The 22,609-nt window shown below is 54.0% G+C and carries 19 protein-coding genes and 1 tRNA gene; 10 read left to right on the top strand and 10 right to left on the bottom strand.

The features are described from left to right. Positions 1-140: 140 nt before the first annotated feature. The gene (gene metH, locus ONV78_RS29305) at positions 141-3,848 is read right to left on the bottom strand and encodes a methionine synthase (protein ID WP_279508065.1); all 3,708 of its coding nucleotides are present in this window, start codon (positions 3,846-3,848) and stop codon (positions 141-143) included. Positions 3,849-4,083: 235 nt separating this feature from the next. On the opposite strand from metH, the gene nfuA reads away from it, so the two are divergent. Further along, positions 4,084-4,662, top strand: a complete 579-nt coding sequence (gene nfuA, locus ONV78_RS29300; RefSeq protein ID WP_216735893.1) for a Fe-S biogenesis protein NfuA — start codon at positions 4,084-4,086, stop codon at positions 4,660-4,662. 89 nt (positions 4,663-4,751) lie between these two features. Here nfuA and ONV78_RS29295 read toward each other — a convergent pair whose 3' ends face one another. The 7 genes from ONV78_RS29295 to ONV78_RS29265 form a co-directional block, all read right to left on the bottom strand. Further along, positions 4,752-5,759, bottom strand: a complete 1,008-nt coding sequence (locus ONV78_RS29295) for a glycosyl transferase family protein (protein ID WP_279508064.1) — start codon at positions 5,757-5,759, stop codon at positions 4,752-4,754. 13 nt (positions 5,760-5,772) lie between these two features. Further along, positions 5,773-6,093, bottom strand: a complete 321-nt coding sequence (locus ONV78_RS29290) for a TusE/DsrC/DsvC family sulfur relay protein (RefSeq protein WP_279508063.1) — start codon at positions 6,091-6,093, stop codon at positions 5,773-5,775. Between the two features lie 34 nt (positions 6,094-6,127). Continuing rightward, on the bottom strand, positions 6,128-6,424 hold the full coding sequence (gene tusB / locus ONV78_RS29285; protein WP_216735896.1) for a sulfurtransferase complex subunit TusB: 297 nt from the start codon (positions 6,422-6,424) through the stop codon (positions 6,128-6,130). 42 nt (positions 6,425-6,466) lie between these two features. Further along, complete coding sequence (gene tusC / locus ONV78_RS29280) at positions 6,467-6,838, bottom strand: sulfurtransferase complex subunit TusC (protein ID WP_279508062.1); 372 nt, start codon at positions 6,836-6,838, stop codon at positions 6,467-6,469. Position 6,839: 1 nt separating this feature from the next. Beyond that, a complete protein-coding gene (gene tusD, locus ONV78_RS29275; RefSeq protein WP_279508061.1) occupies positions 6,840-7,235 on the bottom strand; it encodes a sulfurtransferase complex subunit TusD in 396 nt (131 codons plus the stop codon). A gap of 51 nt (positions 7,236-7,286) precedes the next feature. Further along, positions 7,287-7,982: a Bax inhibitor-1/YccA family protein gene (locus ONV78_RS29270; protein ID WP_279508060.1), complete on the bottom strand. Its 696-nt coding sequence runs from the start codon at positions 7,980-7,982 to the stop codon at positions 7,287-7,289. A gap of 278 nt (positions 7,983-8,260) precedes the next feature. Then, positions 8,261-8,351 (bottom strand) — tRNA-Ser (locus ONV78_RS29265). A 587-nt stretch (positions 8,352-8,938) separates the two neighbouring features. On the opposite strand from ONV78_RS29265, the gene ONV78_RS29260 reads away from it, so the two are divergent. From ONV78_RS29260 to ONV78_RS29250, 3 genes are all read left to right on the top strand, one after another. Further along, entirely contained in the window at positions 8,939-9,949 is a 1,011-nt protein-coding gene (locus tag ONV78_RS29260) for a tryptophan--tRNA ligase (RefSeq protein WP_279508059.1), read from the top strand. 32 nt (positions 9,950-9,981) lie between these two features. After that, a complete protein-coding gene (locus tag ONV78_RS29255; protein WP_279508057.1) occupies positions 9,982-10,974 on the top strand; it encodes a Gfo/Idh/MocA family oxidoreductase in 993 nt (330 codons plus the stop codon). 183 nt (positions 10,975-11,157) lie between these two features. After that, positions 11,158-12,714 (top strand): DUF4118 domain-containing protein, encoded by a 1,557-nt coding sequence (locus ONV78_RS29250; RefSeq protein ID WP_279508055.1) that lies wholly within the window; start codon positions 11,158-11,160, stop codon positions 12,712-12,714. Positions 12,715-12,809: 95 nt separating this feature from the next. Here ONV78_RS29250 and ONV78_RS29245 read toward each other — a convergent pair whose 3' ends face one another. Further along, positions 12,810-14,264 carry a potassium transporter TrkG gene (locus ONV78_RS29245; RefSeq protein WP_279508053.1) on the bottom strand — a complete coding sequence of 485 codons (1,455 nt, stop codon included), beginning with the start codon at positions 14,262-14,264 and terminating at the stop codon, positions 12,810-12,812. 242 nt (positions 14,265-14,506) lie between these two features. On the opposite strand from ONV78_RS29245, the gene ONV78_RS29240 reads away from it, so the two are divergent. From ONV78_RS29240 to ONV78_RS29215, 6 genes are all read left to right on the top strand, one after another. Further along, positions 14,507-15,151, top strand: a complete 645-nt coding sequence (locus ONV78_RS29240) for a hypothetical protein (RefSeq protein WP_279508052.1) — start codon at positions 14,507-14,509, stop codon at positions 15,149-15,151. Between the two features lie 253 nt (positions 15,152-15,404). After that, entirely contained in the window at positions 15,405-15,941 is a 537-nt protein-coding gene (locus ONV78_RS29235; RefSeq protein WP_279508051.1) for a YfiR family protein, read from the top strand. Between the two features lie 16 nt (positions 15,942-15,957). Further along, positions 15,958-17,424 carry an ATP-binding protein gene (locus tag ONV78_RS29230; RefSeq protein ID WP_279508050.1) on the top strand — a complete coding sequence of 489 codons (1,467 nt, stop codon included), beginning with the start codon at positions 15,958-15,960 and terminating at the stop codon, positions 17,422-17,424. A 73-nt stretch (positions 17,425-17,497) separates the two neighbouring features. Continuing rightward, the gene (locus tag ONV78_RS29225; protein WP_011396428.1) at positions 17,498-17,944 is read left to right on the top strand and encodes a response regulator; all 447 of its coding nucleotides are present in this window, start codon (positions 17,498-17,500) and stop codon (positions 17,942-17,944) included. Positions 17,945-17,955: 11 nt separating this feature from the next. Beyond that, positions 17,956-19,635, top strand: coding sequence for a GGDEF domain-containing response regulator (locus ONV78_RS29220; protein ID WP_216735904.1), 1,680 nt, complete (start codon positions 17,956-17,958; stop codon positions 19,633-19,635). A 136-nt stretch (positions 19,636-19,771) separates the two neighbouring features. Next, complete coding sequence (locus ONV78_RS29215) at positions 19,772-21,841, top strand: TonB-dependent receptor (protein WP_279508048.1); 2,070 nt, start codon at positions 19,772-19,774, stop codon at positions 21,839-21,841. Between the two features lie 11 nt (positions 21,842-21,852). Here the strand turns inward: ONV78_RS29215 and ONV78_RS29210 are convergent, their stop codons facing one another. Beyond that, a complete protein-coding gene (locus ONV78_RS29210) occupies positions 21,853-22,608 on the bottom strand; it encodes an SDR family oxidoreductase (protein WP_279508047.1) in 756 nt (251 codons plus the stop codon). Between the last annotated feature and the right edge of the window lies 1 nt (position 22,609).

Raw genomic sequence — 22,609 nt, 5'->3', positions numbered from 1 at the left:
GCGAGCGTCTTCTATAATCATATGGGCATTGTATCATGCCTATATCGATGCCAGGTTAATAATAACAAAACCCAGAGTACAAAAAGCCAGACTCTACATGCACTGACGCCCCATAAAAGGGGCGTCTTAATGCGTGTCGATCAGGTTGCGCTGGAGGGATCGTAACCCAGATTGGGCGACAGCCAGCGCTCGGCTTCCTGTAAGGTCATGCCTTTTCTGGCGGCGTAATCTTCCACCTGATCCCGTTGAATCTTGCCTACGGCGAAATAGCGGGCTTCCGGGTGAGAGAAGTACCAGCCGCTGACGGATGCGGCGGGATACATGGCGTAATGCTCGGTGAGTTTGACGCCGGTATGCAGCTCCGCTTCAAGAACGCTGAACAGCTTGGCTTTTTCTGTATGATCCGGGCAGGCAGGGTAGCCTGGGGCCGGACGAATACCCGCGTACTTCTCTTTGATGAGCGCTTCGTTGTCCAGTTGCTCACTTGAGGCGTATCCCCAGAACTCTTTGCGCACGCGTTCATGCATACGTTCAGCGAAGGCTTCCGCCAATCGGTCCGCAAGGGCTTTGACCATGATGCTGGAGTAGTCGTCATGCTCGCTTTCGTACTGCTTCGCCAGCTCTTCCGCGCCGATGCCGGCGGTCACCACAAAAGCGCCCACGTAGTCGTTTTTACCTGATTCGGCGGGAGCCACGAAATCCGCCAGTGAATAGTTGGGGCGGTTTTGTTCTCTTTGAGTTTGCTGTCTTAAGTGGCTAAGCGTCGCCAGGGGCGCTGACTTGCTCTCGTCCGTATACAGGACCGTGTCTTCATCGCTGGTGCGATGGGATGGCCAGATGCCTACGACCGCGCGCGCTTTCAACAGGTTGTTGTCGATAATGTGAGACAGCATTTTCTGGGCGTCCTGGAACAGTTGGCGAGCGGCCTCGCCCACTTTTTCGTCTTGCAGAATGCGTGGGTATTTGCCAGCCAGATCCCAGGAAATAAAGAAAGGGGTCCAGTCGATGTAATCGACCAGTTCCTGCAGCGGATAGTCGTCAAAGACTTTAACGCCGGTGAAAGTTGGAGTGGGTGGCGTGTAATCGCTCCAGTCGCCCCGGAATCGATTGTCCCGCGCCGCAGCCAAAGGAATGGGTTTGGCGGATGGCTCTCGATTCTTCCTTCTTTCTCTTACTTCTTCATATTCCGTGCGAATATCCTGCACATAATCCGTCTTTTGTGTGTCGCTCATCAGACGAGTGGCGACGCTGACGCTACGAGATGCGTCAGTGACGTACACGGTCACGTCGTTTTTGTATTCCGGCTCAATTTTAACGGCGGTGTGAGCCTTGGAGGTGGTGGCGCCGCCGATCAGCAGAGGAATCTGGAAGTTGAGGCGCTGCATTTCGCGCGCAACGTGCACCATTTCATCCAGGGATGGCGTGATCAGGCCACTGAGGCCAATGATGTCGACATTTTCCTCTTTGGCCACCTGCAATATTTTCTCGCAGGGAACCATGACGCCCAGGTCGATAACCTCATAGTTATTACATTGCAGAACAACGCCCACGATATTCTTGCCGATGTCGTGTACGTCACCCTTGACTGTGGCCATCAGGATGCGGCCTTTGGCTTTCTCTTTGGCGTCTTTTTCCTGCTCAATGTATGGAATCAAATGTGCGACCGCCTGCTTCATGACGCGGGCGCTTTTCACCACCTGGGGCAGGAACATTTTGCCGGAGCCGAACAGGTCGCCGACGACGTTCATGCCGTCCATCAGCGGCCCTTCGATAACTTCGATAGGGCGCGCAGCCGCCAGTCGCGCTTCTTCCGTGTCTTCGAGGATATAGGCGTTCACGCCTTTCACCAGAGCGTGTTCAAGGCGTTTGGTGACAGGCCAGGAGCGCCACTCCTGACTCTCTTCCTGCTTCTTCTCGCCTGTGCTGCGATAACGCTCGGCGGCTTCCAGCAGGCGCTCCGTTGCGTCGGAATGTTTGTTCAGAACGACGTCTTCCACCAGATCTTTAAGTTCTGCGGGAATCTCATCGTAAATAACCAGCTGTGCGGGGTTGACGATACCCATGTTCATGCCGGCGTTGATGGCGTGGAACAGGAATACCGAGTGAATCGCCTCGCGCACGGTGTCATTGCCGCGGAAGGAGAAAGAGACGTTGCTGACGCCGCCGGAGATATTGGCGTAGGGCAGGTTCTCGCGAATCCAGCGGGTGGCCTGAATGAAGTCCACCGCATAGTTGTTGTGCTCTTCGATTCCGGTGGCGATGGCGAAAATATTCGGGTCGAAAATGATGTCCTGTGGAGGGAATCCCAGGCCAACCAGAATGTCGTAGCTACGTTTGCAGATTTCCGTTTTGCGTTTGTAGGTGTCAGCCTGCCCCGCTTCGTCGAAGGCCATGACGACTACCGCAGCGCCATAGCGCATGCAGGATTTCGCTTTGGCGATAAAGTCCTCTTCGCCTTCTTTCAAGCTGATGGAGTTCACCACGGCTTTGCCCTGAATGCAGCGCAGACCCGCTTCGATCACTTCCCATTTTGATGAGTCCACCATAATGGGGACCTTGGAAATATCCGGCTCTGACGCGATCAGGTTCAGGAAGACCTTCATGGCGTCCGCCGACTCCAACATGCCTTCATCCATGTTGATGTCGATGACCTGGGCGCCGTTTTCTACTTGGTCGCGGGCGACATCAAGCGCTTCTTCGTAACTCTCTTCTTTGATCAGGCGCAGGAAGCGACGGGAGCCGGTAACGTTGGTGCGTTCGCCTACGTTTACGAAACGGATTTCATCTGTAAGCGTGAAAGGCTCTAGTCCCGAAAGGCGCAGACGCGGCTTGATGTTGGGAATGGTTCGTGGCGCGTGCTTATCTACTGCTTTTTTGATGGCGGCGATGTGGTCCGGCGTGGTGCCGCAGCAGCCGCCAATGATGTTCACGAAACCATCTTGGGCGAAACCTTCCACAATGGCGGCCATTTCATCCGGCGTTTGATCGTATTCCCCAAATTCGTTGGGCAAGCCGGCGTTAGGGTGAGCGCTGATATAGGTGGTGGCGCGGTTGGACAGCTCTTCCACATACGGACGCAGGGCGTCCGCCCCCAGCGCGCAGTTCAAACCAATGCTGATAGGCCTTGAATGCGCCACGGAATTCCAGAACGCCTCGGCCGTTTGTCCAGACAACGTCCGTCCGGAGGCGTCAGTAATCGTGCCCGAAATCATTATCGGCAGTTCGATATTATGGTCGATAAAGTACTGCTGTACGGCGTATATACAGGCCTTGGCGTTCAACGTATCGAAAATGGTTTCGATCAGAATGATGTCGCTGCCGCCATCGACCAAGCCTTTGGTGGCTTCGTAGTAGTTGTCGACCAGAGTCTGGAAATCGACATTACGGTAACCGGGGTTGTTAACGTCCGGCGAAATGGAGGCGGTGCGGGAGGTTGGGCCTAACACACCGGCGACAAAACGTGGAATGTCGGGCGTTTCCGCTGTTTTCTCCGCCGCCGCTTCACGGGCGACCTTGGCGCTGGCGACATTCAGCTCGTAAACAATGTCTTCCAGTCCGTACTCGGCCTGGGATACCCAAGTGGCGTTGAAGCTGTTGGTTTCAATGATGTCGGCGCCAGCGTCCAGGTAGGCCTTGTGAATGGCTTTGATAATATGCGGCTGGGTCAGACACAGAAGGTCGTTGTTACCTTTGATATCGCGGTGGAAGTCCTTGAAGCGTTCGCCTCGGTAATCGGCCTCCTCCAGTTTGTAGCGCTGAATCATGGTTCCCATGGCGCCGTCCAATATCAATATCCGTTTTTTCAGGGAGTCGTTAAGGGCTTCTACTCGTTGGATCCGCGTCAGCATGTGAAAAACCTAGCCGTAGTCATTATGATTCTAAAGGAGGAAAATATTAGCAGATTAAGCCATAAGATGCCCTGTTTGCCTAGGGCTAAGAAGCCTTTTGCAGTATTGCGGAGGCCGATGTGGGAGTATAGGAAAAGCGCGTTTCAGCTAAATCCTACTAATTTGCTAAGGCTTTAACCAACGAGGCTTTTGCTCTACAATTCACAGCATCAATCACCTTTGGGGCTATTTAGGAATGGTAACAGTCACAGAATCGGCTCGCGACTACCTCGCGCAATTACTGGAAAAGCAAAAAACCGAGGGCATGGGCGTGCGCATGTTCGTGACGCAGCCGGGCACCAAGTATGCGGAAACTTGTCTGGCGTACTGTAAGCCGGAAGAAATCATAAAGGATGATGAAAAAGTCGAGTTTGACGCCTTTACTCTGTACTTGGATAAAAACAGCCTGCCATACCTTGAAGAAGCTTTCGTTGACTTCAACACCGAACGCATGGGCGGTCAGCTCACCATTAAAGCGCCCAACGCCAAAATGCCCAAGGTGGACGAAAGCTCTCCATTGCCCGATCGTATCAATTACATCCTGTTTACCGAGATTAATCCGGGGTTGGCCTCCCATGGCGGCGAAGTGTCTTTGGTGGAAGTGGTTGACGACATCGCCGTGCTTAAATTTGGCGGTGGTTGTCAGGGATGTTCGGCGGTGGACTTTACTCTGAAGCAAGGCGTCGAGAAAACGCTGTTGTCGAAAATTCCAGAGTTGAAGGGCGTTCGCGATTCCACTGACCATACGGTCACGGACAACGCTTATTACTCCTAAACATTCCGCTAAGGGCGCAGGTCTGTACTGGTCATAGAGCGCAGATGAAATAAGGGCGAGCATGGTTCGCCCTTTCTATTTCTGTCTCCTCAGAATCGTTGTTTATCCCGCTTGCGCCACCATTCTGTGGCGGTTTCCAGCGCTCCCTGTTGTGACGGGTCGTTTCCAATATATTTCAGCGCTAATGCCAGCGTGCTGATCGCCGCGGCTTCCGCGTATTCATCTTCATCAACTCCTCGCCACACATTAAGCATGTGCTCAATGGAGAGCTCTTCCGCTTTGAGATGGCGTTGCGTAAATAAAGGCGGCCAGGTTTCTTCGAAGGTTTCGCCCTGATGGCTGATGTGCGCTACACATTGAGCATCCGGGTTGCGTTCGACCTCGCCGCCTTCGCCCTTGATAACGACGGCGGTGGGGTATTGCAACAGGTTGGCGCTGAGCTGGTGGATGGGATTGTAGGGAGGGTGGAAAATGCCTTGCATAACGAGAGGCGCATGAAGGGGGTTCAGCAGGCGCGCCATGGAGTGCACGGGGGAGCGCAGGCCTAAAATTGAACGCATCTGAATAATGTCGTGCAAACGCGGAGAAAAGCTTTGCAGTGGCATATACGCGAAGTTACTGGCGTCAAGGGCGCGTGCGGCGTCACTCCAGTTGGCGGCGACAGGCAGGCCCAAAGTCTCCACCACCGAACGAGTGTAAAGGCGACCCTGCGTGTGGCCCTCTGAGCCGTGCATAAAAATGCGATAGCCGTTCTGGCTGAGCAGTAGGGCGGAAAACAGAAACCAGGGTTGATGGCGCTTTTTGCCGGCGTAGGAACTCCAGTCAATATCCACCTTGAGTTCGGGAGCGTTGAATCTGGCCTGGGCCGCCTCCACAAATCCAGCCAGTTCTTCCGGCGTTTCCTCTTTCACCCGCAACAGCATAAGAAAAGCGCCAAGCTGCAGATCCAGTGTATCGCCGTCCAGAATCATGCCCATCGCGACTCGCGCTTCTTCACGGGTCAGTGAGCGAGAGCCCTTTTTGCCTTTACCTAACGCCCTGATAAAAGGAGCGAAAGCATGTTCGTTGCTTTCTTTGGGAAACTTTTCGTTCAACATGGGAATTCCTTGTTTACAGGCAGTTATTCGGCTTGGGGAGGCCGGCGATTTTGCACGCAATTTTGGCTGGGCCGCCAGGAAACAGCTGCATCAGATATATGCTGTTGCCTTTATCCTGACCCAGTTTGGCTCCGGTGGTTTTCACCAGAACGCGGTTAACCGGGGACAGGCCAAACTCATCATAAAACTCCCGCACCAGATCTATGATTTCCCAATGCTCGGGAGTCAGCGCGATATTCTCGTGCGCGGCGATTTCTTCCGCGATAGTGGGGCTCCAGTCATTCAGGTTGACCAGAAAGCCGTCTTTATCCAGGGGGAGGTCCTGTAACGTCATGGGATAGCTTCCGCTTTTTGTCTGCGATATGGCTTTAGAACCAGGAAACACTGCGAGGGTGGCGCTCGGTCAGCTCGACGAACTGTGCGTAGTCCGCTGTTGCAATGGCGTCTGCGGCGGTGATGCCTCGCGCTGTCAGATCTTCCTGTAGTGCATGCACCTGGACGCCTGCATCGAGTAGCCCTTGTATCAGTGCGTTTTCCTTATGTTCCTTGGCCCATATTACGCCGTCCTCAATTAAAAGCAGACTGTCGTCGGGACCAATCAATTCGGCGCAGGTTTTAAGCAGTTCGCGATGGCGAATGCCTTTATTGAATATATGTAACACCATGGCGTGTGAGTATTGCTGAAATAATGAGTTAAAGAAGTCGATTCAAAAGCTGAAAATATGATCCGCCGTCGCCATTTTTTCCTTAATGGCGTCGATCTCCAGAGCCTCAACCGGCATGCTCAGATCGTCCGTGCTGAGGGCGAACTTATCTAATGCCTCCATGGAGACAAAGATCTTTTCTACGCCGTAAATCGGCAAAGCTTTGAATCCTTTAGCATGATTTTTCATGGCGATAGGGCTGGGATTGATATTTTTCGACAATTGGAAAACGCCTTCCTCCAGAAAGATGACTTCCACATCCTGATCGAAAACCGCCGCCGCCAGCACTGCATCCAGGCCTTCCGCCCCGTAAGCGTCGCCGAATGGTGGGCGGGTGATCAGGTATAACAAACGCTTTTTGCCTGTTTCGCTCACGTTAGCCTGCTCCAAATGTGATGACGCGGTCGGAATACAGGGCGGCGTCCACAAGCTGTCCGAGCCCGGACAGCTCAAACTCGCTTTGTAGTGAGTCGCCGCTGCGCTGATAACGTTCAGCTTCCGATGGGGTGATGACGCCGCGCTTGACGCTGGCTCCAATACAGGCGACCAGATCGAGATTATGCTCTCGTTTGAGCGTCCCCCACTCAGCGGGAAGATAGGCGTCGTCCTGTGGCGCAATGCTGAGGGAGGACGCGTTCAGTACGCCGTCATGGTAAAAAAAGATGCGGTAAATGCTATGACCCCTGGCCAGAACGGCTTTGGCGAACTGGCAGGCGGAGTAGGGCGCCTGTGACGAAAAGGGGGCGCCGTAAACGACAATGGTGTATTTCATGACAAATAAAAAAGCCCGGTTAGACCGGGCTTATGTTAAACCTATTTAGGATCAATCGTCACCGCCGAACGCCAGGATCAGGTTCAGCAGGCTGATAAACAGGTTGTAGATGGACGCGTACAGAGATACCGCCGCCAGGATGTAGTTAGTCTCACCGCCATGAACGATTTCGCTGGTCTGATACAGGATACCTGCGGACGCGAACAGTACGATAGCGCCTGAGATCGCCAGAGAGAACGCGCTGCTCTGGATGAAGAAGCTCATGATGATGCAGCCTACGATGACCCAGAAACCTGCAACCAGGAAACCGGCCAGGAAGCTGAAGTCTTTCTTGCTGATCAGGGCGTAAGCGGACAGACCAAAGAATACGAATGCGGTCAGACCCAGCGCGCTGGTTACCGCCTGTGCGGCGCCGCCTGCGATCAACTGGCCAACGATCGGGCCAATTGTCAGACCCAGCAGGCCGGTGAATGCGAACGCCAGCACCAAGCCCCATACGCTGTTAGCGACTCTTTGAATCACAAAGCTGATCGCCAGGGCGCCGAAGAACGCGCCGTAATGCACGATTGCGTTGAATGGCATGCTTGATGACAAGAATGCAGTGAAAGCGGAAAAGGCCAGGGTCATGCCCAGTAGCCAGTAAGTGTTTTTCAGAACGTTGGCGGCGGTGGACGAATCTACTGCCGTTCCGTAGCCTTGCCTAAAGTCGGCGACGGCTGATTCATTGTTAAAGCGTCTGTTATCCATGAACGTCTCCAGTTAAAAAGCTATTTGGTTCTATATTAGTGACGGAAAGGGAAATTTCAATCTTTGTCGTAGCCAAAGAAGATAAATTATTCGTTACAGAAAGCCTTGTGTGTCGGGGTTTTCAGGTAAAAGTTCAGTATACGTGTTGATACGAAAGAATTTGTCCGACGGATTAAGTGAAAGGTTAGACTTTGAGTAAAACGAAGAAGCTAGGAGATAAGAGTGAGGACTCGGTGAATACTTGCTTTAGATCCTCTCCGCAAGGTCGGAGAAAGAAGTGGCGGTGAGCCAGGGATTCGAACCCCGGGTAGGCTATTAACCTACGGCGGTTTTCAAGACCGCTGCTTTCAACCACTCAGCCAGCTCACCGTTAAGAGTGTCTGTGTGACACGAGCCGTGCATAATACTCAAAATTTTTTGGGTGTCAACAGGTTTGAAGAATGCGCCCTAACAAAGTTCTTCAGTGACTAATATTTAAGCATAAATAAGGCCCAGCCTGTTTAGTTGTGGCTAAAGAATACACTGGGCGATGATTTCAATCCTCGCCCGGGTCGTACAGCTTGAAGTGATATTTAACCAATGAGCGGTTAAGAGTTCTTAGTCCGCACTGCCGCCCAAACGTACAGCGCCTGTCATTTTTGGCCCGCCGTAGACCTCGGGCGAACCTGGGGAGGCTGTTTTTCAGTTGAGTGCGTTGGATAAGAAAGCCGTCATAACGATTGTTGCGGTAAATCCAGCGCCAATGGAAGCCTCGCCTAAGATCGCTGCGAAAAGCGCTGACCCATGGCTGGCGCCTACCGAAAAAGACTTTCTCTTTAGGGTGCTTTTTAGGCTTGCGGATACTGTCTGCTCCTTTGATTTACTTTTTACAGTTATTGCGGCCCCGCATACTGTCTTCAAGTCTGTAATCTGATATCTTTCCAGCCCTTGTTTTATTCCGCGAAAGTACAGAGTCCATGAGCAAGCAGATTGTATTAACGGGTATCACCACTACCGGCATTCCTCACCTGGGTAACTATGCGGGCGCTATTCGTCCCGCCATTGAAGCCAGTAAGCAGGACGGGGTGCAGTCTTATTTCTTCCTGGCGGATTATCACGCCTTGATCAAGTGCCACGAGCCTGAGCGCGTCAGGGAGTCCACCAAAGCCATCGCGGCGACTTGGCTTGCTTGCGGTCTGGACCCGGAAAAAGTGACGTTCTACCGTCAATCCGATATTCCGGAAATTCTTGAACTGAACTGGTTGCTGACAAGCGTGACGGCGAAAGGTCTGATGAACCGCGCTCACGCTTATAAAGCCGCAGTGCAGGAGAACATTGAGAAAGGCGACGCCGATCCAGACAAAGGCGTGACCATGGGCCTGTTCAGCTATCCGGTGCTGATGTCGGCGGACATTCTGATGTTCAATGCGCATAAGGTGCCTGTCGGTAAGGATCAGGTGCAGCATCTGGAAATGTGTCGTGATATCGCGGCTCGCTTCAACCATATCTTCGGCGAAACCTTCGTGTTGCCGGAAGTGGTGGTCAGTGAGGAGTCCATGGTGTTGCCTGGCCTGGACGGGCGCAAAATGAGCAAGAGCTACAACAACACCATTCCTTTGTTTGAGCCGGAAAAGAAATTCAGAAAGCTGATCAACAAAATCGTCACCAACTCTTTGGAGCCCGGTGAACCGAAAGAGACCGACGGCTGCAGCCTGTTTGCGATTTATTCCGCATTCGCCAAACCAGAAGAGGTGGCGAACATGCGTAAGCAATACGCGGAAGGCATCGGTTGGGGCGAAACCAAGAAGCAGTTGTTCGAATACTTGAACGAGATCCTGGCCGACAAGCGTGAACGCTACAACGAACTGATGCAGGACCCCACCTACATTGAAGCTACGCTGCAGCAAGGCGCGGAAAAGGCCAGAGAAAAGGCGGCGGTATTGCTGGCCAAGGCCAAGCAAGCGGTAGGCATCGGGCCTATTCGCTAATCGATTGACTCGACAGGCGGACGGAAAGGGACATGCGCACATTCAACTGGGGTGTCATTGCACCAGGGCGCATCGCCCAACGTTTCGCCGCCTGCTTTGAGACTATTGAAAACGCCAGAGTGCTGGCGGTGGCCAGCTCCAATCGCGAGCGCGGCGATGCTTTCGCCCAACGCTTTGGCTGCGAACGGGTTTACGGGGATTACACTGAACTCACCCGTGACCCGGACATTGACGCCATCTATATCGCCAATCCCCATCGTTATCATTTAGAAACTGCGCTGCTGTGCATCGAAGCCGGCAAACCGGTGCTATGTGAAAAACCGTTGACCGTTTCCGCTGCGCAGGCGCGCGCATTGATGGACGCCGCGTCACGCCGTCAGGTTTTCCTGATGGAGGCGCTCTGGACGCGTTTCATACCTGTCTGGCGTCAGGTCAAACAATGGCTGGACGCCGGCGCGATAGGCGATGTGGTCCTGATGGACTCCCGTTTCGGCTTCAAAGCGGAAAGGGTGCAGGGAGATCGTCTGTTCGAATTGAACCTTGCCGGAGGTTCACTGCTTGATATCGGTATCTATAACCTTTCCATGTCCCAGTTTGTCATGGGGCGTGATCCAGTCTCCTTTATATGCGATGGCGTGGTGGGCGAAACCGGCGTGGACGAACGGGTTTCCGCCATTCTCAACTATGGCGGCCCGGCCAGTCAGTTCACCTGCAATCTGCTGTCCAACACGGACAATCGTTTTCTGATCTACGGCTCCAAGGGACGCATTGAAGTCCCCGCTGATTTTTGGGAAGCCTCGACCGTGACGCTGACTACAGATGACGGCGTCTCCGAGACGTTTGAGGGGCCGCTGTTGGCGAACGGGTTCGAGTATCAGGTCATACACGCGATGGAGCGCATTCGCGCTGGCGAACTGCAGAGCGATGTGATTCCCTGGCGCGATACGCTCGCCACCCAGACTTTAATGGACGCCATACTTGCCCGTCTGGGCGTGGTCTATCCCTTCCTCTCCGAGCGGCAATAAGCGCCAGCGGCTAAACTTTCCTGCAATACCACATGCTGATCAAATAGTTTGCGTCTGTTGAGACCGCTGGATTATTGGTAATTGGAATGATAGAAAGTCCATTTTCGACAGCCTGCAATTATGGTGAGCCGATTATGTTCTGGCTGCCGCTGTCGGCGTTTATGAATGCTAAGGAATCAATGCGTGCTGAAGGATATTAACGCTCATTTTAAACCGAAGGACTTCTGGCTGGCGACCCTGATTATGCTGGGCGCCATGCTGGCGTCACTGGTGATCACTCAAGTGCTGGCGCACCCCAACGTATTGCTGGTGCTGTTTCTTGGGGTGCTCGTCGCCGGCCTTAAAACCAGTGTCTGGCCTGCCTTATGGAGCTCACTGCTGGGTTTTTTCGCTTACAACTACTTCTTTACCCATCCTCATTACACCCTGAAGGTCACGCATTTAGAGGACCTGTTAACGATAATCTTCTTCCTGCTCTTATCCACCATCAGCGGCAATCTTGCCGTGCGTCTGAAAGAGCAGGTTTCTGCGATTCGCGAGAGCAAGCGTGAGGTAGAGGATTTGCTGTCCCTGAGCAGCAAGCTGAGTCTGGCCCCGGATCGGGCCTCCATCATGCAGGTGGCGCTCAAAGAAATGGCCAAGCTTGTCGGCGCGCCAGTGCTGGCGTTTGAAAAGGGACAAGGTGAGCCTGGCGGCGCGGTGGATGCGCGTGGAGAACCATTTTCTTTGCCCCCGCCTGAGTTGGAACTCGCCAGACGCATATGGGAGCAGTCAGGTCCGGATTCCACGGGCGCGCTGACTTCTCCTGAGCAGCCATCCCAATACAAGTGGCTGCCGGTGCGTTCGGAAATGGGAGTGCTTTGCCTGCTGGGCGTCCCAGATGGGGCATACAAAGCTTTGGACTGGGAAACCCACAGCCGCATCAGCAATCTGACGCAGCAGCTGAAGCTGTCTCTGCTCAGGACCAAACTCAACGAAGAACTGGAGGAAGTGCGCTTTCAGGCTGAGACTGAGCGTCTGCGGGCGGCGTTGCTTTCATCTGTTTCCCATGACTTGAAAACGCCCTTGGCGGCGATGATCGGCGCGGCGGGCAGTCTGTTGCAATATCACGACCGCCTGTCCGACGAGGACCGCAGAGAGCTGATGGAAACCACCTTGCAGGAAGCGGAGCGTTTGGACCGCTATATCCAGAATCTGCTGGATATGACCCGTCTGGGATACGGCGCTTTGAAGCTGCACCGGGACTGGACTTCTCTGCACGATATAGTCGGCGCCGCGGTGAAAAGGCTGGTGAATGAACTTAAGCCTTTAAAGGTCAATATTGAGCTGGCTCCAGACATTCCGCTGCTGTACGTGCATGCCGCCCTGTTGGAGCAGGCGCTGATCAATATTCTGGAGAACGCCGCCAAGTTCTCGCCGGAAAGCGGCCGCATCGACATTCTGGCCAGGGTGGAGAATACGAGCCTGATCATTGATGTGGTCGATCAGGGGCCGGGGATTCCGGCGGAAGAGCGGGAGCAGGTGTTCAATATGTTCTATTCCGTCACCAAAGGCGACCGCAAGCCCAGTACCGGACTGGGGCTGGCCATCTGTCACGGCATGATCGGCGCCCATGGCGGCTCGGTGGAGGCGTTGGATGGTAAAGATGGGCGTGGCGCGGATATTCGCATCGTCTTGCCGGTAGACCCACTCCCGGACTCGGATCTTGATGGCGATTCGGAGGAGGGTGAAGCGGAGTAGGCTTTTTTACGCTATACGCTATACGCTATCCGCTATCCGCTATCCGCTATCCGCTATCCGCTATCCGCTATCCGCTATCCGCTATCCGCTATCCGCTATCTGCGCCAGAAGTGGGGCAGGAAGATGGCTAGAAGCGTGAAGTATTCCAGACGCCCCAGGATCATGCCGAAGGACAGCACCCAGGTGCCTGTGTCGCTGACCGGGGCGAAGTTGCTGCCCAATTCCGCAAACGCCGGACCCAGCACGTTGAGGCAGGCCGCTACGGCGGTGAAAGAAGACCAGAACTCCAGTCCTGTCGCCATCAGCGCCAAAGTCAGTATCAGTGTGCTGCCGGCGGCGAAGCTCATGAAGGCGGCCGTCGCGCTGGTGACGTCAGAGCCGACGGAGCGTCCCTGATATTTCATGACGAATACGCCGCGAGGATGCACGATCCGCTTGAACTCAAGACTGATGGATTTGATGGAAATGATGTTGCGAATGATCTTGTTGCCGCCGGCGGTGGAGCCTGCGCAGCCTCCCAGATAGCCGGCGAAGACCAGCAGCATGGCGGTGGCTTCCGGCCAGTCTGTGAAGCTGGCCGCGCCAAAACCGGTGCTGGTGATGAAGGAAACCAGATGGAAAGCGGAGTCGCTGAGCGCAGTGAAAGGGTCGTGATACTTCTGCGCTTTCAACAGCATGATGCACAAAAGCAATGACAAACCCGCCACAATCAGCAGGAACGTGCGGGTTTCTTCGTCTTTGAGGTACACAAAGGGATTGCGGGCGCGGAACACCTTGAAGTGCAAGGCGAAGCTGATGGCTCCAAGCAGCATGAACACATCGGAAACTGCCAGGATCAGATGGCTTTGGAAGTAACCCATACTGGCGTCATGAGTGGAGAATCCGCCTGTGGAAACGGTAGTGAAGCTGTGCGCGACCGCGTCGTAAAAGCTCATGCCGGCGACGAAATAGGCGAGGGCGCACAGCACGGTGATGGCGATATAAACAATCCAGAGATAGTGCGCCGTATTGGCGACACGCGGTGATAGCTTATCGTCTTTGACCGGTCCGGGCGTTTCCGCCTTCAACAGTTTCATACCGCCCACGTTCAACATGGGCAATACCGCCACCACGAATATTACTACCCCTAAGCCTCCCAGCCATTGCAGGAACTGTCGATACAGCAGGAAGGTTTTGGGTAATTCGTCCAGTCCGCTCAGAACGGTGGCGCCGGTTGTTGTCAGGGCGCTGATGGATTCAAACACGCCATCGGTGAAGCTGACGCCTGTAACCAGAATAATGGGGATTGCTCCCAAGACGCCGCTGCACATCCAGGTGAGACTGGCGAACAACAATGAATCGCGGTAGCCAATTTTGGTGAGATCGGATCTGCGATAGCGGGACCAGAATAAGTAGGACGCCGCCAGCATCGCTACGGCGGGAGCCATAAAGGCCTGCTGCACGTTGTCGCGAAACAACGCCACGGACAGCGCGCCGAAAATCAATTGCACGCCTCCCATCAATGCGACCGGGAAGGTTAGTAGGTAGAGAGTGGCTCGTCTGTTGATCACGCTGCGGCGAAACTGTCTGAAATAGCTTGGAAACCAAGTATTAAAGTTTATCAAGGCGCGGATTACCAGACCGTAAAAATTCCGTAAAAAAAGCCGGTTAGGGCCCATGTAGGCTGGCCGCTGATGGAAATTGTCATTCGAACATTAAATAATCGACGAAGACGGTTAGGTGAAAGCGTTCTCCTGAAGTGGGCGGTAGGCGGACGATGTGACGACAAGGAAACAATAGGGAGTTTATGTCTATGAATCAGTGTTATCTAAAATCGGGAGCGCGTCTGCTGGGCGCGGTGGCGTTGTGTTTATCCAGTGCGTCTATGGCGCAGGAGGGAACTAACGATTCAGCGCTCGCTTTGGCCACCCCGAGCGGCAAGGCGTTGCGGGGTGAATATGGCTTTGTCGGCCAGTTCTCGTGTGTGCAGACGCCATTGCAGCCGCCGCCTGCGACAGGGTTCGATCCAGAACCGCCTCACAGCCTGCTGGTGGAGGGGGAAGCGGTTTCTGTGGCGGGGTATGGCGTGATGACGTTTTCTCCAGCAGGAGCAGTGGACTTGAATGTCACCGGCTCCCTGATCGGACTGGATAAAACCGCGATCGGCGACGCCCCTGTCACCGCACGCATCGCTGGAAGCTGCCCGGGAGGTCATTATCAATTACTGGACAACCACCGGCTTTCAGTGGAGTTTCCCAACTGCCAGGAGAGCGTTCCTGGCTTTAGCGCCAGCGGCGGGCCGTTGCGATTCGAAGGGTTAATCGCGCGGGACCGGCGCTGGATCAAACTGGCGATGGTGGATGGCGGCGTGCAGACCTATGACATCGCCATTCCCGGATACCCTGAACTACAGAACCAGCGCGCCTGCATACAAACCTTTGTCATGGACAGAATGTAGCTTTGTCGATGGTTTTCTTCTTCATCCGCTAAGGTGTTTGGAATCGTCGCCGAGTGGCGGCGATTCTGCATTCTTTTTACAGTTTTTATTTTTATTTCAATAATTTGAGCTAAACTCAGCCACTAAGGTTGAGTTTTACTACGTATTTCCGAAACGCTGCGGCCGACTCTGAAAATCAGGAATGGCGACTCGGCCGCTGGATTTGATTCACCGCACAGACAGCGAATAACAAAGAAAAATATAGCAATCGTTTATGCTTTCGGGTTTAGGGAAACGCTTCTGCAGACTGTTTCTGATCCTGACCGCTGTCCTGGGGACGTGGGAGCAGGCGTACGCCCGTTCCGAATACGAAATCAAAGCCGCGTACCTTTATAACTTCATCAAGTTCGTCACTTGGACTGATACCGAGACGACGGCTTCCGCCATCGATATTTGTGTCTATGGAGAGGACCCTTTCAAGGAAATTCTCCATCCGCTTAAGACTCTTACCGCACACGGAAAACCCATCAACTTGTTGTACCCCGCCAAGCCTGCGGACGCTGCCGTCTGCGAGGTGCTGTTCATCAGTCGGGAGGAGAAGCGTCAGTTACCGGCGATTCTCTCCCAGGTGGGACGGAATGTTTTGACCGTGAGCGATATGAAAGATTTCGCCAACTCCGGCGGCATGATCGGATTTGTGACTGTCGGCAATGTAATCCGGTTTGAAATAAATTTATCCAGCGCCCGCGAGGCCGGTCTCGATATCAGCTCCAAGCTGCTCGAACTGGCCCTGGACGTGATCAAGAAGTAGGTAGGTACAGCAGAACATGAAATGGTCTCAGATGCCGATAAAACACAAGCTGATCATGATGACGTTGTTCACCAGCGTGATCGGCATTGTGGTGGTCAGCCTGAGTTTCATCTGGTACGAGAACCTTACTTACAAAGACCAGCTGAAACAGGAAATGAACGTCATTGGAAAAATCCTGGCGGACCGCAGCAACGCCGCCCTGGTGTTCAGCGATACGGCGCAACTGCAGGATAACGTCAACAGCCTGAAGTTGCGTCAGTCTATCGAACTGTCCTGTATCTACGACGCCATGGGGCAGCCATTGAGTAGCTTCTCCCGCCGGCAGGACCTGCAATGCCCCCTGGCGCCCGCCGCCAATGAAGGGGAGTTCACCAACAGTTATTTTCATCTGACTCAGGCCATCGAGCTGGATGGCGAAAGCATCGGCAAACTGTATATCCGCTCTTCCTTGCAGGAATTAATAGGGCACTTGCAAAACTATATCGCCACCACCGCGATTGTGTCCGCCCTGGTGGTGATGGCGTTGTTGCTGGTGTCCAGCATGTTGCAGCGCATCATTTCCACGCCGCTGGTGCATTTGACGGAAACCGCCACCCGTATCGCCAGGGTGAAGGATTACAGTCTGCGGGCGGAACAGGAGAGCGAGGACGAGATCGGGCAATTGGTGGTGGCTTTTAATTCCATGCTGGACACCATTGAAGAGCAGAATGCGCAGATTCTGCATAATTACGAGAATCTGGAGAAAATCGTGGCGCAGAGAACCGTGGAGTTGCGTTCCGCCAACAAGGAGCTGGAGGCGTTCAGCTACTCGGTTTCCCATGACCTGCGCCAGCCTCTGCGCGCCATTGATGGTTTCAGCGACGCGCTATTGGAAGACTGTTCGGATCAGCTTGATGAAGTCGCCATGGATTACCTCAACCGTGTGCGCGCCGCCAGTCAGCGCATGGGGCGTCTGATCGACAGTATGCTCACTTTGTCGAGGGTGACCCGCTATAAGGTGGAGAGCAAAGACGTGAATCTCAGCAACCTGGCGGCGACCATCGTTGAAGCTTTGCAGGCGGATCAGCCGGAGCGGCATGTAGAGGTGGTCATTCAGCCGGACTTAATGACCCAGGGGGATGAGAATCTGCTTGGCGTGGCGCTTTCCAATCTTATTGGCAACGCCTGGAAATACTCCTCGAAACTCTCCCTTGCGAGAATTGAATTCGGCGCCATTGACAAAGATGGCGAGCGGATATTTTATGTGAAAGACAACGGCGCAGGATTTGATATGAAGTATGCGGACAAGCTGTTCGTCGCCTTCAACCGTTTGCACTCTCCCGCAGAGTTTGAGGGCAGCGGCATCGGGCTGGCGACAGTGTCCCGGGTGATCAGCCGTCATCGCGGTCGGATATGGGCGGAATCGGAGCCTGGAGAGGGCAGCGCCTTCTACTTTACATTAAACGATGCGGCGGTGGACGCACACGAGACTGGGACGCGCTGAATAGTCGGCGCGTAAATTTGTATAAAGTAAAATAATAGGCCTAGACTTGGTTAGTGGACTGAGAGAATCGCTGATGCAACAGTGCATGATATTACTGGTTGAGGATAACCCTGATGATGAGGCGTTGGCGTTAAGAGCATTAAAGAAAGCTAACCCGAAAACACAGGTGGTGGTGGCGCGGGATGGCCAGCAGGCCTTGGATTTTGTGTTTGGTGAAGGCGACTATCAGGGACGCAACGTCGCTGAGCAGCCTGTAGTGATTTTTCTCGACATGAAGTTACCCAAGCTGAATGGATTGGATGTGCTGAGAAATATTCGGAACGACCAAAGGACCTGTTTGTTGCCAGTCGTGATTCTGACCTCGTCAGATGAATCCAGCGACATCAAGGAAGCCTATCGTCTGGGCGCGAACAGCTATATCAACAAGCCTGTTAATTTTACTGAGTTTTCCCGTCAGATGAACCTGATGGGAGAATACTGGTTGGACATCAATCGGCCTCCGTTATGCAAGCTTCAGTGACCGGAGCGACTATGCGACAGGGTTTGCGCCTTCTGGTGGTGGATGACTCGGAAGACGACGCCATCCTGTTGATCAGGGAATTGCGCAAAGGCGGCATGCTGCCCAACTATACCCGCGTGGACAATGAGCACGACATGCGCAAGATGCTCGGCGCTCAACAGTGGGACATCATCATCACCGATCACAACATGCCTGGGTTTTCCTCCGAAGAAGCCCTGGCGGTCGTGCGTGAGGCGGAGTTGGATGTGCCTGTGATCATCGTTTCTGGCACCATTGGCGAAGACGTCGCCGTGCGGGCGATGAAAGCCGGGGCTCATGATTACATCATGAAGGATAATCTGGCGCGCCTGCTGCCAGCTATTCAGCGTGAGTTGAAAGAGGCTACGGTTCGCGATGCCCGCAAACGCGCCGAGCGCACGCTGCATCATATGGCGTACCACGACAGCCTGACCGATCTGGTGAACCGTCGTGAATTCGAACGTCGCCTGAAAAGCGCCCTCAACAGCAGCAAGGAGCGTGGTCTGACCCACATGCTGCTGTATCTGGATCTGGATCAGTTCAAGATCATCAACGATACCTGTGGACATGTCGCCGGGGATGAACTGCTCAAGCAACTGGCCATACTGCTGTCCAAACATATCCGCGAAAGCGATACGCTGGCCCGCTTGGGCGGCGATGAATTCGGAATACTTTTGGAGAGCTGTGCGGAACGTCGCGCCATTCAACTGGCGCAGGAGCTGAACAGTGAGGTGAGAAATTTCCGCTTTGTCTGGCAGCAGAAGCCGTTCACCATCAGTTTGAGTATCGGCGTCGTCGCCGTCACCAGTGAGTACGGCTCCGGCGCGGAGATTCTCAGTCACGCTGATATCGCTTGCTACGCCGCCAAAGATAAAGGCCGCAATACGATTCAGGTCTATCAAAGCGATGATGTGGAAATGAAGCGTCGTCGTACGGAGATGCAGTGGATCAGCCGCATCCGCATCGCATTGGAGGAAAACCGGTTTTTCCTGCACCAGCAACCTATGGAGCGTATCGGCCCGGACCACGGCGCAGGATTGCATACTGAGTTCCTGCTGCGTCTACGAGAAGGCGACGAAGTGATTCCCCCTGGCGCATTTATTCCCGCCGCCGAACGCTACAGTCTGATGCCGCTGATCGATCGCAGAGTTATCGAGCTGGTATTCCAATATCTCGCCGAGAGCGGCAAAGGGATGGCGGATGACGGCGCCTATTTCATCAACCTGTCAGGCACTTCGTTAAGCGACGACAAGGTGTTCGAGGATATTCGCAAGAATCTCAGAAAATACAAAATCCGCCCTGAGCGCATCTGTTTTGAGATAACGGAAACCGCCGCCATCGCCCATTTGGCGGAAACCGTGGAGTTTATTCGTGAGATCAGGGAAGAGGGGTTCAAGTTCGCGCTGGACGACTTCGGTTGCGGCATGAGTTCCTTCTCTTACTTAAAAACCATCCCAGTGGATTATCTGAAGATTGACGGCAGCTTTGTGCGCAACATGCTGTCCGATCCGATTGACGTGGGGATCGTCGAAGCCTGCAACCGTATTGGGCATGCGGCGGGACTAACGACCATCGCCGAGTTTGTGGAAAACGAGCAGATTAAGGAAAAACTGATCGAAATAGGCGTGGATTATGCGCAGGGCTTCGCTATCAGTAAGCCCAAGCCGTTGTAATTAATAAAATTTCTTGCGCCCTCTTTTCGCACAGATCAAATCCTGCTGCTATGCTTAGCTAAGACGTGCGCGGCTGGCTGTATCTTATGTTCGACGCGTCATCCTGTCCGCAGCAATCAAACGCGATACGACTCATATGATTACAATTAGAAAGGTTTGCGCGTTAAGTCTGGCTCTTGCCGCTTCGGCAGGGTACGCCGCTGACGATAATCTCTTTGAAGACAGCCTCTGGGCGCTATCCCCCGAAGAGCTGGGACAAATCCGCGTCACCAGCATCGCCTCGGGCACCATCACCCCACTGGACAAAGCCGCCGCCGTCACCACGGTCATCACCGCGGAAGACATCGCGGCCATGGGGGCGACTGATATTGACGAAGTGCTGGAGACCGTGCCGGGTTTGCATGTCGGTAGGTCTTTTCAGGCCTATTTTCCGCTTTATACATTTCGGGGAATATCGGGCTCAGATTACAACCCGCAGGCGCTATTGCTGATCAATGGCTCCCCGCTCACCACGCTGGCTTTCGGCAATCGCTACACCATATGGGGCGGCATGCCGGTCAAATCCATCAGCCGCATCGAGGTGATCCGAGGCCCAGGCTCCGCTTTGTATGGCGCGGACGCCTTTGCGGGGGTCATTAACGTCATTACAAAAACCGCCAGTGAAATGGAAGGAACGCTGGCGGGAACCCGCGCAGGCAGTTTCGATACCTATTCCGCATGGCTGTTGCATGGCGGGCGCATTGGCGATCTTCAGTTGGGCGTTACTCTGGAGTACATGGATACACGAGGGCAGAAAGAAGAAATCAAAGAGGATTTCATGGCGCTGCTTGCGCCAGACGACTCTCTGGCGCCCGGGGAGGTGAACCTGGGACGTCGGCAGGCGGAAGTGCATATGGACATGTCCTACAAGGACGTAACGGTTAGAGCGGGTTACCAGGGACGTTACGGCGTTGAGACGGGGGCCGGGGTCGCGCAGGCGCTGGACCCTGAAGGGGAGTACGCCAGCGATCGTCTGACCTTGGAGTTTTTGCACAGCAATCAGGACTGGTTTGAAGATTGGGAGATATCCACTCAACTGACCTATTTTTTCGGCAGACAGAAGCCCACCGAAACCTCTGTGATTTTCCCTTCCACTTTCGGCGGCGCCTTTCCAGATAGGGTATTGGCGGAGCCAGGTTATAAAGAACAGCACGCAAGAATTCAGTTGTCCTCCATTTTCAGAGGCTGGAAAGACCATCGCATCCGCACAGGCGTAGGTTATTTCTGGGGCGATCTCTACGAAACGACGGAAAAGAAAAACTTCCTCAGCGGTCTGGTTCCCAACCCGGGAGGATTTGAAGACTTTTCCGATAGCGATGAAGTCTGGCTGCCTGAGAAAGACAGAACCAGCTATTTCCTGTTCCTGCAGGACGAGTGGCAATTCACTCAAAACTGGCAGCTGACCTCCGGCGTGAGGTATGACCATTACTCGGACTTTGGCGAAACGATCAACCCCAGGGTTGCTTTGGTCTGGGCGACCACGGACACGCTGACCACCAAATTGCTGTATGGGCGCGCTTTCCGTGCGCCATCTTTTGTTGAACTCTACGCCATCGCCAATCCTGTCTCGCTGGGCAATCCCGATCTGGACCCGGAAACCATCGACAGTTATGAGTTCGCCGTCAGCTACCAGCCCACCGCCAAGCTGCAATACAGCGGAAATCTGTTCTACTACAAAATCGATGATTTCATCGTCTTTGAGGACAGCAAAGCGGCTAACGCGGGCAACCGCAAGGGACGAGGTTGGGAGTTTGAGGTGAGTTACGCCGTTTCCGACGAGCTGAAAATGACGGCGAACTACGCCTACCAGCGTGCGACGGATGAAGAGTCAGGCAAAGACGTGGGTGACGCGCCTAACTACCAGGCCTATGGGCGTATTGACTACAAGATCGTCCCCAACACCAGCGTATCCACTCAGATTAACTGGATTGGTGAGCAAAAGAGGGCGGATGGAGATGATAGAGATCCTGTCTCTGATTACGCCACGGTGGACTTCACTGTGAGACGCAAAACACTGGAGGATCGGCTGGAGGTTGCGCTTTCCGTCCGCAATGTGTTTGATCGCGAAGCCTACGCGCCCAGTACATCCCGGCCAATGGTGGCGATTCCAGGAGACCTGCCCCTGGCGGGGCGCAGCCTGTACGGAGAGGTCTCCTATCGGTTTTAGGAACGAAGGGCTTATTGGGCGGTATAGCCGCCATCTATAGAAATTGTCTGTCCATTTAAATAAGACGCGGAATCCGACAGCATCCAACATACCGCTTCCGCGACTTCCTGTTGCGTACCCAGACGTCCCTGCGGGTGCAGAGATTGAGCGAAAGCCATGACTTCGGGATTGCTTAAAGCCTGCTCGTTGCCGGGAGTGGGAATCCAACCGGGACATATCGCATTGATGCGAATATTGCGCGCAGCGTATTCCAGGGACGCCGCTTTGGTGAGGCCGATAATGGCGTGCTTGGAAGCGACATACGCCGCCAATCCCATGCCCGTGCCTACCAGGCCATAAATGGACGACATATTTACAATCGCCCCGGACTTATTGCTTAACAGGGCTGGGATCTGATGCTTCATGCACAACCAAGCGCCCTTGGTATTGATGTTGAAGACTCGGTCCCATTCCTGTTCGGATAACTCCGTCAACGGTCCGACCGGCTCCGCCGCTCCCGCATTGTTAAACGCGCCGTCTAACTTACCGAACGTCTCAATAATTTGAGCAAGCGCGTTTTTGATATCGCTTTCCGAAGAAACGTCTGCAGGGATGCTGATGGCCTGTCCACCGGCTTCAGTAATATGGCGCACCGTATCTTCGGACTCTTTCGATCTGCGTGCGATAACCGCTACTTTGGCGCCGTATTCCGCCAGCTTGATCGCTGTGCTTCTACCAATGCCGGAACTAGCGCCCGTGACCATCACCACTTTTCCATCCAGCTTCATG

Source organism: Hahella sp. CR1 (assembly GCF_029813005.1).
GTDB lineage: Bacteria > Pseudomonadota > Gammaproteobacteria > Pseudomonadales > Oleiphilaceae > Hahella.
This window is presented reverse-complemented; position numbering and strand designations above follow the sequence as displayed.

What these genes read in the sequence shown, in the direction of transcription:
- metH (WP_279508065.1), bottom strand. Translation starts at nt 3,848, where the DNA reads ATGCTGACGCGGATCCAACGAGTAGAAGCCCTTAACGACTCCCTGAAA.
- nfuA (WP_216735893.1), top strand. Translation starts at nt 4,084, where the DNA reads ATGGTAACAGTCACAGAATCGGCTCGCGACTACCTCGCGCAATTACTG.
- ONV78_RS29295 (WP_279508064.1), bottom strand. Translation starts at nt 5,759, where the DNA reads ATGTTGAACGAAAAGTTTCCCAAAGAAAGCAACGAACATGCTTTCGCT.
- ONV78_RS29290 (WP_279508063.1), bottom strand. Translation starts at nt 6,093, where the DNA reads ATGACGTTACAGGACCTCCCCCTGGATAAAGACGGCTTTCTGGTCAAC.
- tusB (WP_216735896.1), bottom strand. Translation starts at nt 6,424, where the DNA reads ATGGTGTTACATATATTCAATAAAGGCATTCGCCATCGCGAACTGCTT.
- tusD (WP_279508061.1), bottom strand. Translation starts at nt 7,235, where the DNA reads ATGAAATACACCATTGTCGTTTACGGCGCCCCCTTTTCGTCACAGGCG.
- ONV78_RS29270 (WP_279508060.1), bottom strand. Translation starts at nt 7,982, where the DNA reads ATGGATAACAGACGCTTTAACAATGAATCAGCCGTCGCCGACTTTAGG.
- ONV78_RS29260 (WP_279508059.1), top strand. Translation starts at nt 8,939, where the DNA reads ATGAGCAAGCAGATTGTATTAACGGGTATCACCACTACCGGCATTCCT.
- ONV78_RS29255 (WP_279508057.1), top strand. Translation starts at nt 9,982, where the DNA reads ATGCGCACATTCAACTGGGGTGTCATTGCACCAGGGCGCATCGCCCAA.
- ONV78_RS29240 (WP_279508052.1), top strand. Translation starts at nt 14,507, where the DNA reads ATGAATCAGTGTTATCTAAAATCGGGAGCGCGTCTGCTGGGCGCGGTG.
- ONV78_RS29235 (WP_279508051.1), top strand. Translation starts at nt 15,405, where the DNA reads ATGCTTTCGGGTTTAGGGAAACGCTTCTGCAGACTGTTTCTGATCCTG.
- ONV78_RS29230 (WP_279508050.1), top strand. Translation starts at nt 15,958, where the DNA reads ATGAAATGGTCTCAGATGCCGATAAAACACAAGCTGATCATGATGACG.
- ONV78_RS29225 (WP_011396428.1), top strand. Translation starts at nt 17,498, where the DNA reads ATGCAACAGTGCATGATATTACTGGTTGAGGATAACCCTGATGATGAG.
- ONV78_RS29220 (WP_216735904.1), top strand. Translation starts at nt 17,956, where the DNA reads ATGCGACAGGGTTTGCGCCTTCTGGTGGTGGATGACTCGGAAGACGAC.
- ONV78_RS29215 (WP_279508048.1), top strand. Translation starts at nt 19,772, where the DNA reads ATGATTACAATTAGAAAGGTTTGCGCGTTAAGTCTGGCTCTTGCCGCT.
- ONV78_RS29210 (WP_279508047.1), bottom strand. Translation starts at nt 22,608, where the DNA reads ATGAAGCTGGATGGAAAAGTGGTGATGGTCACGGGCGCTAGTTCCGGC.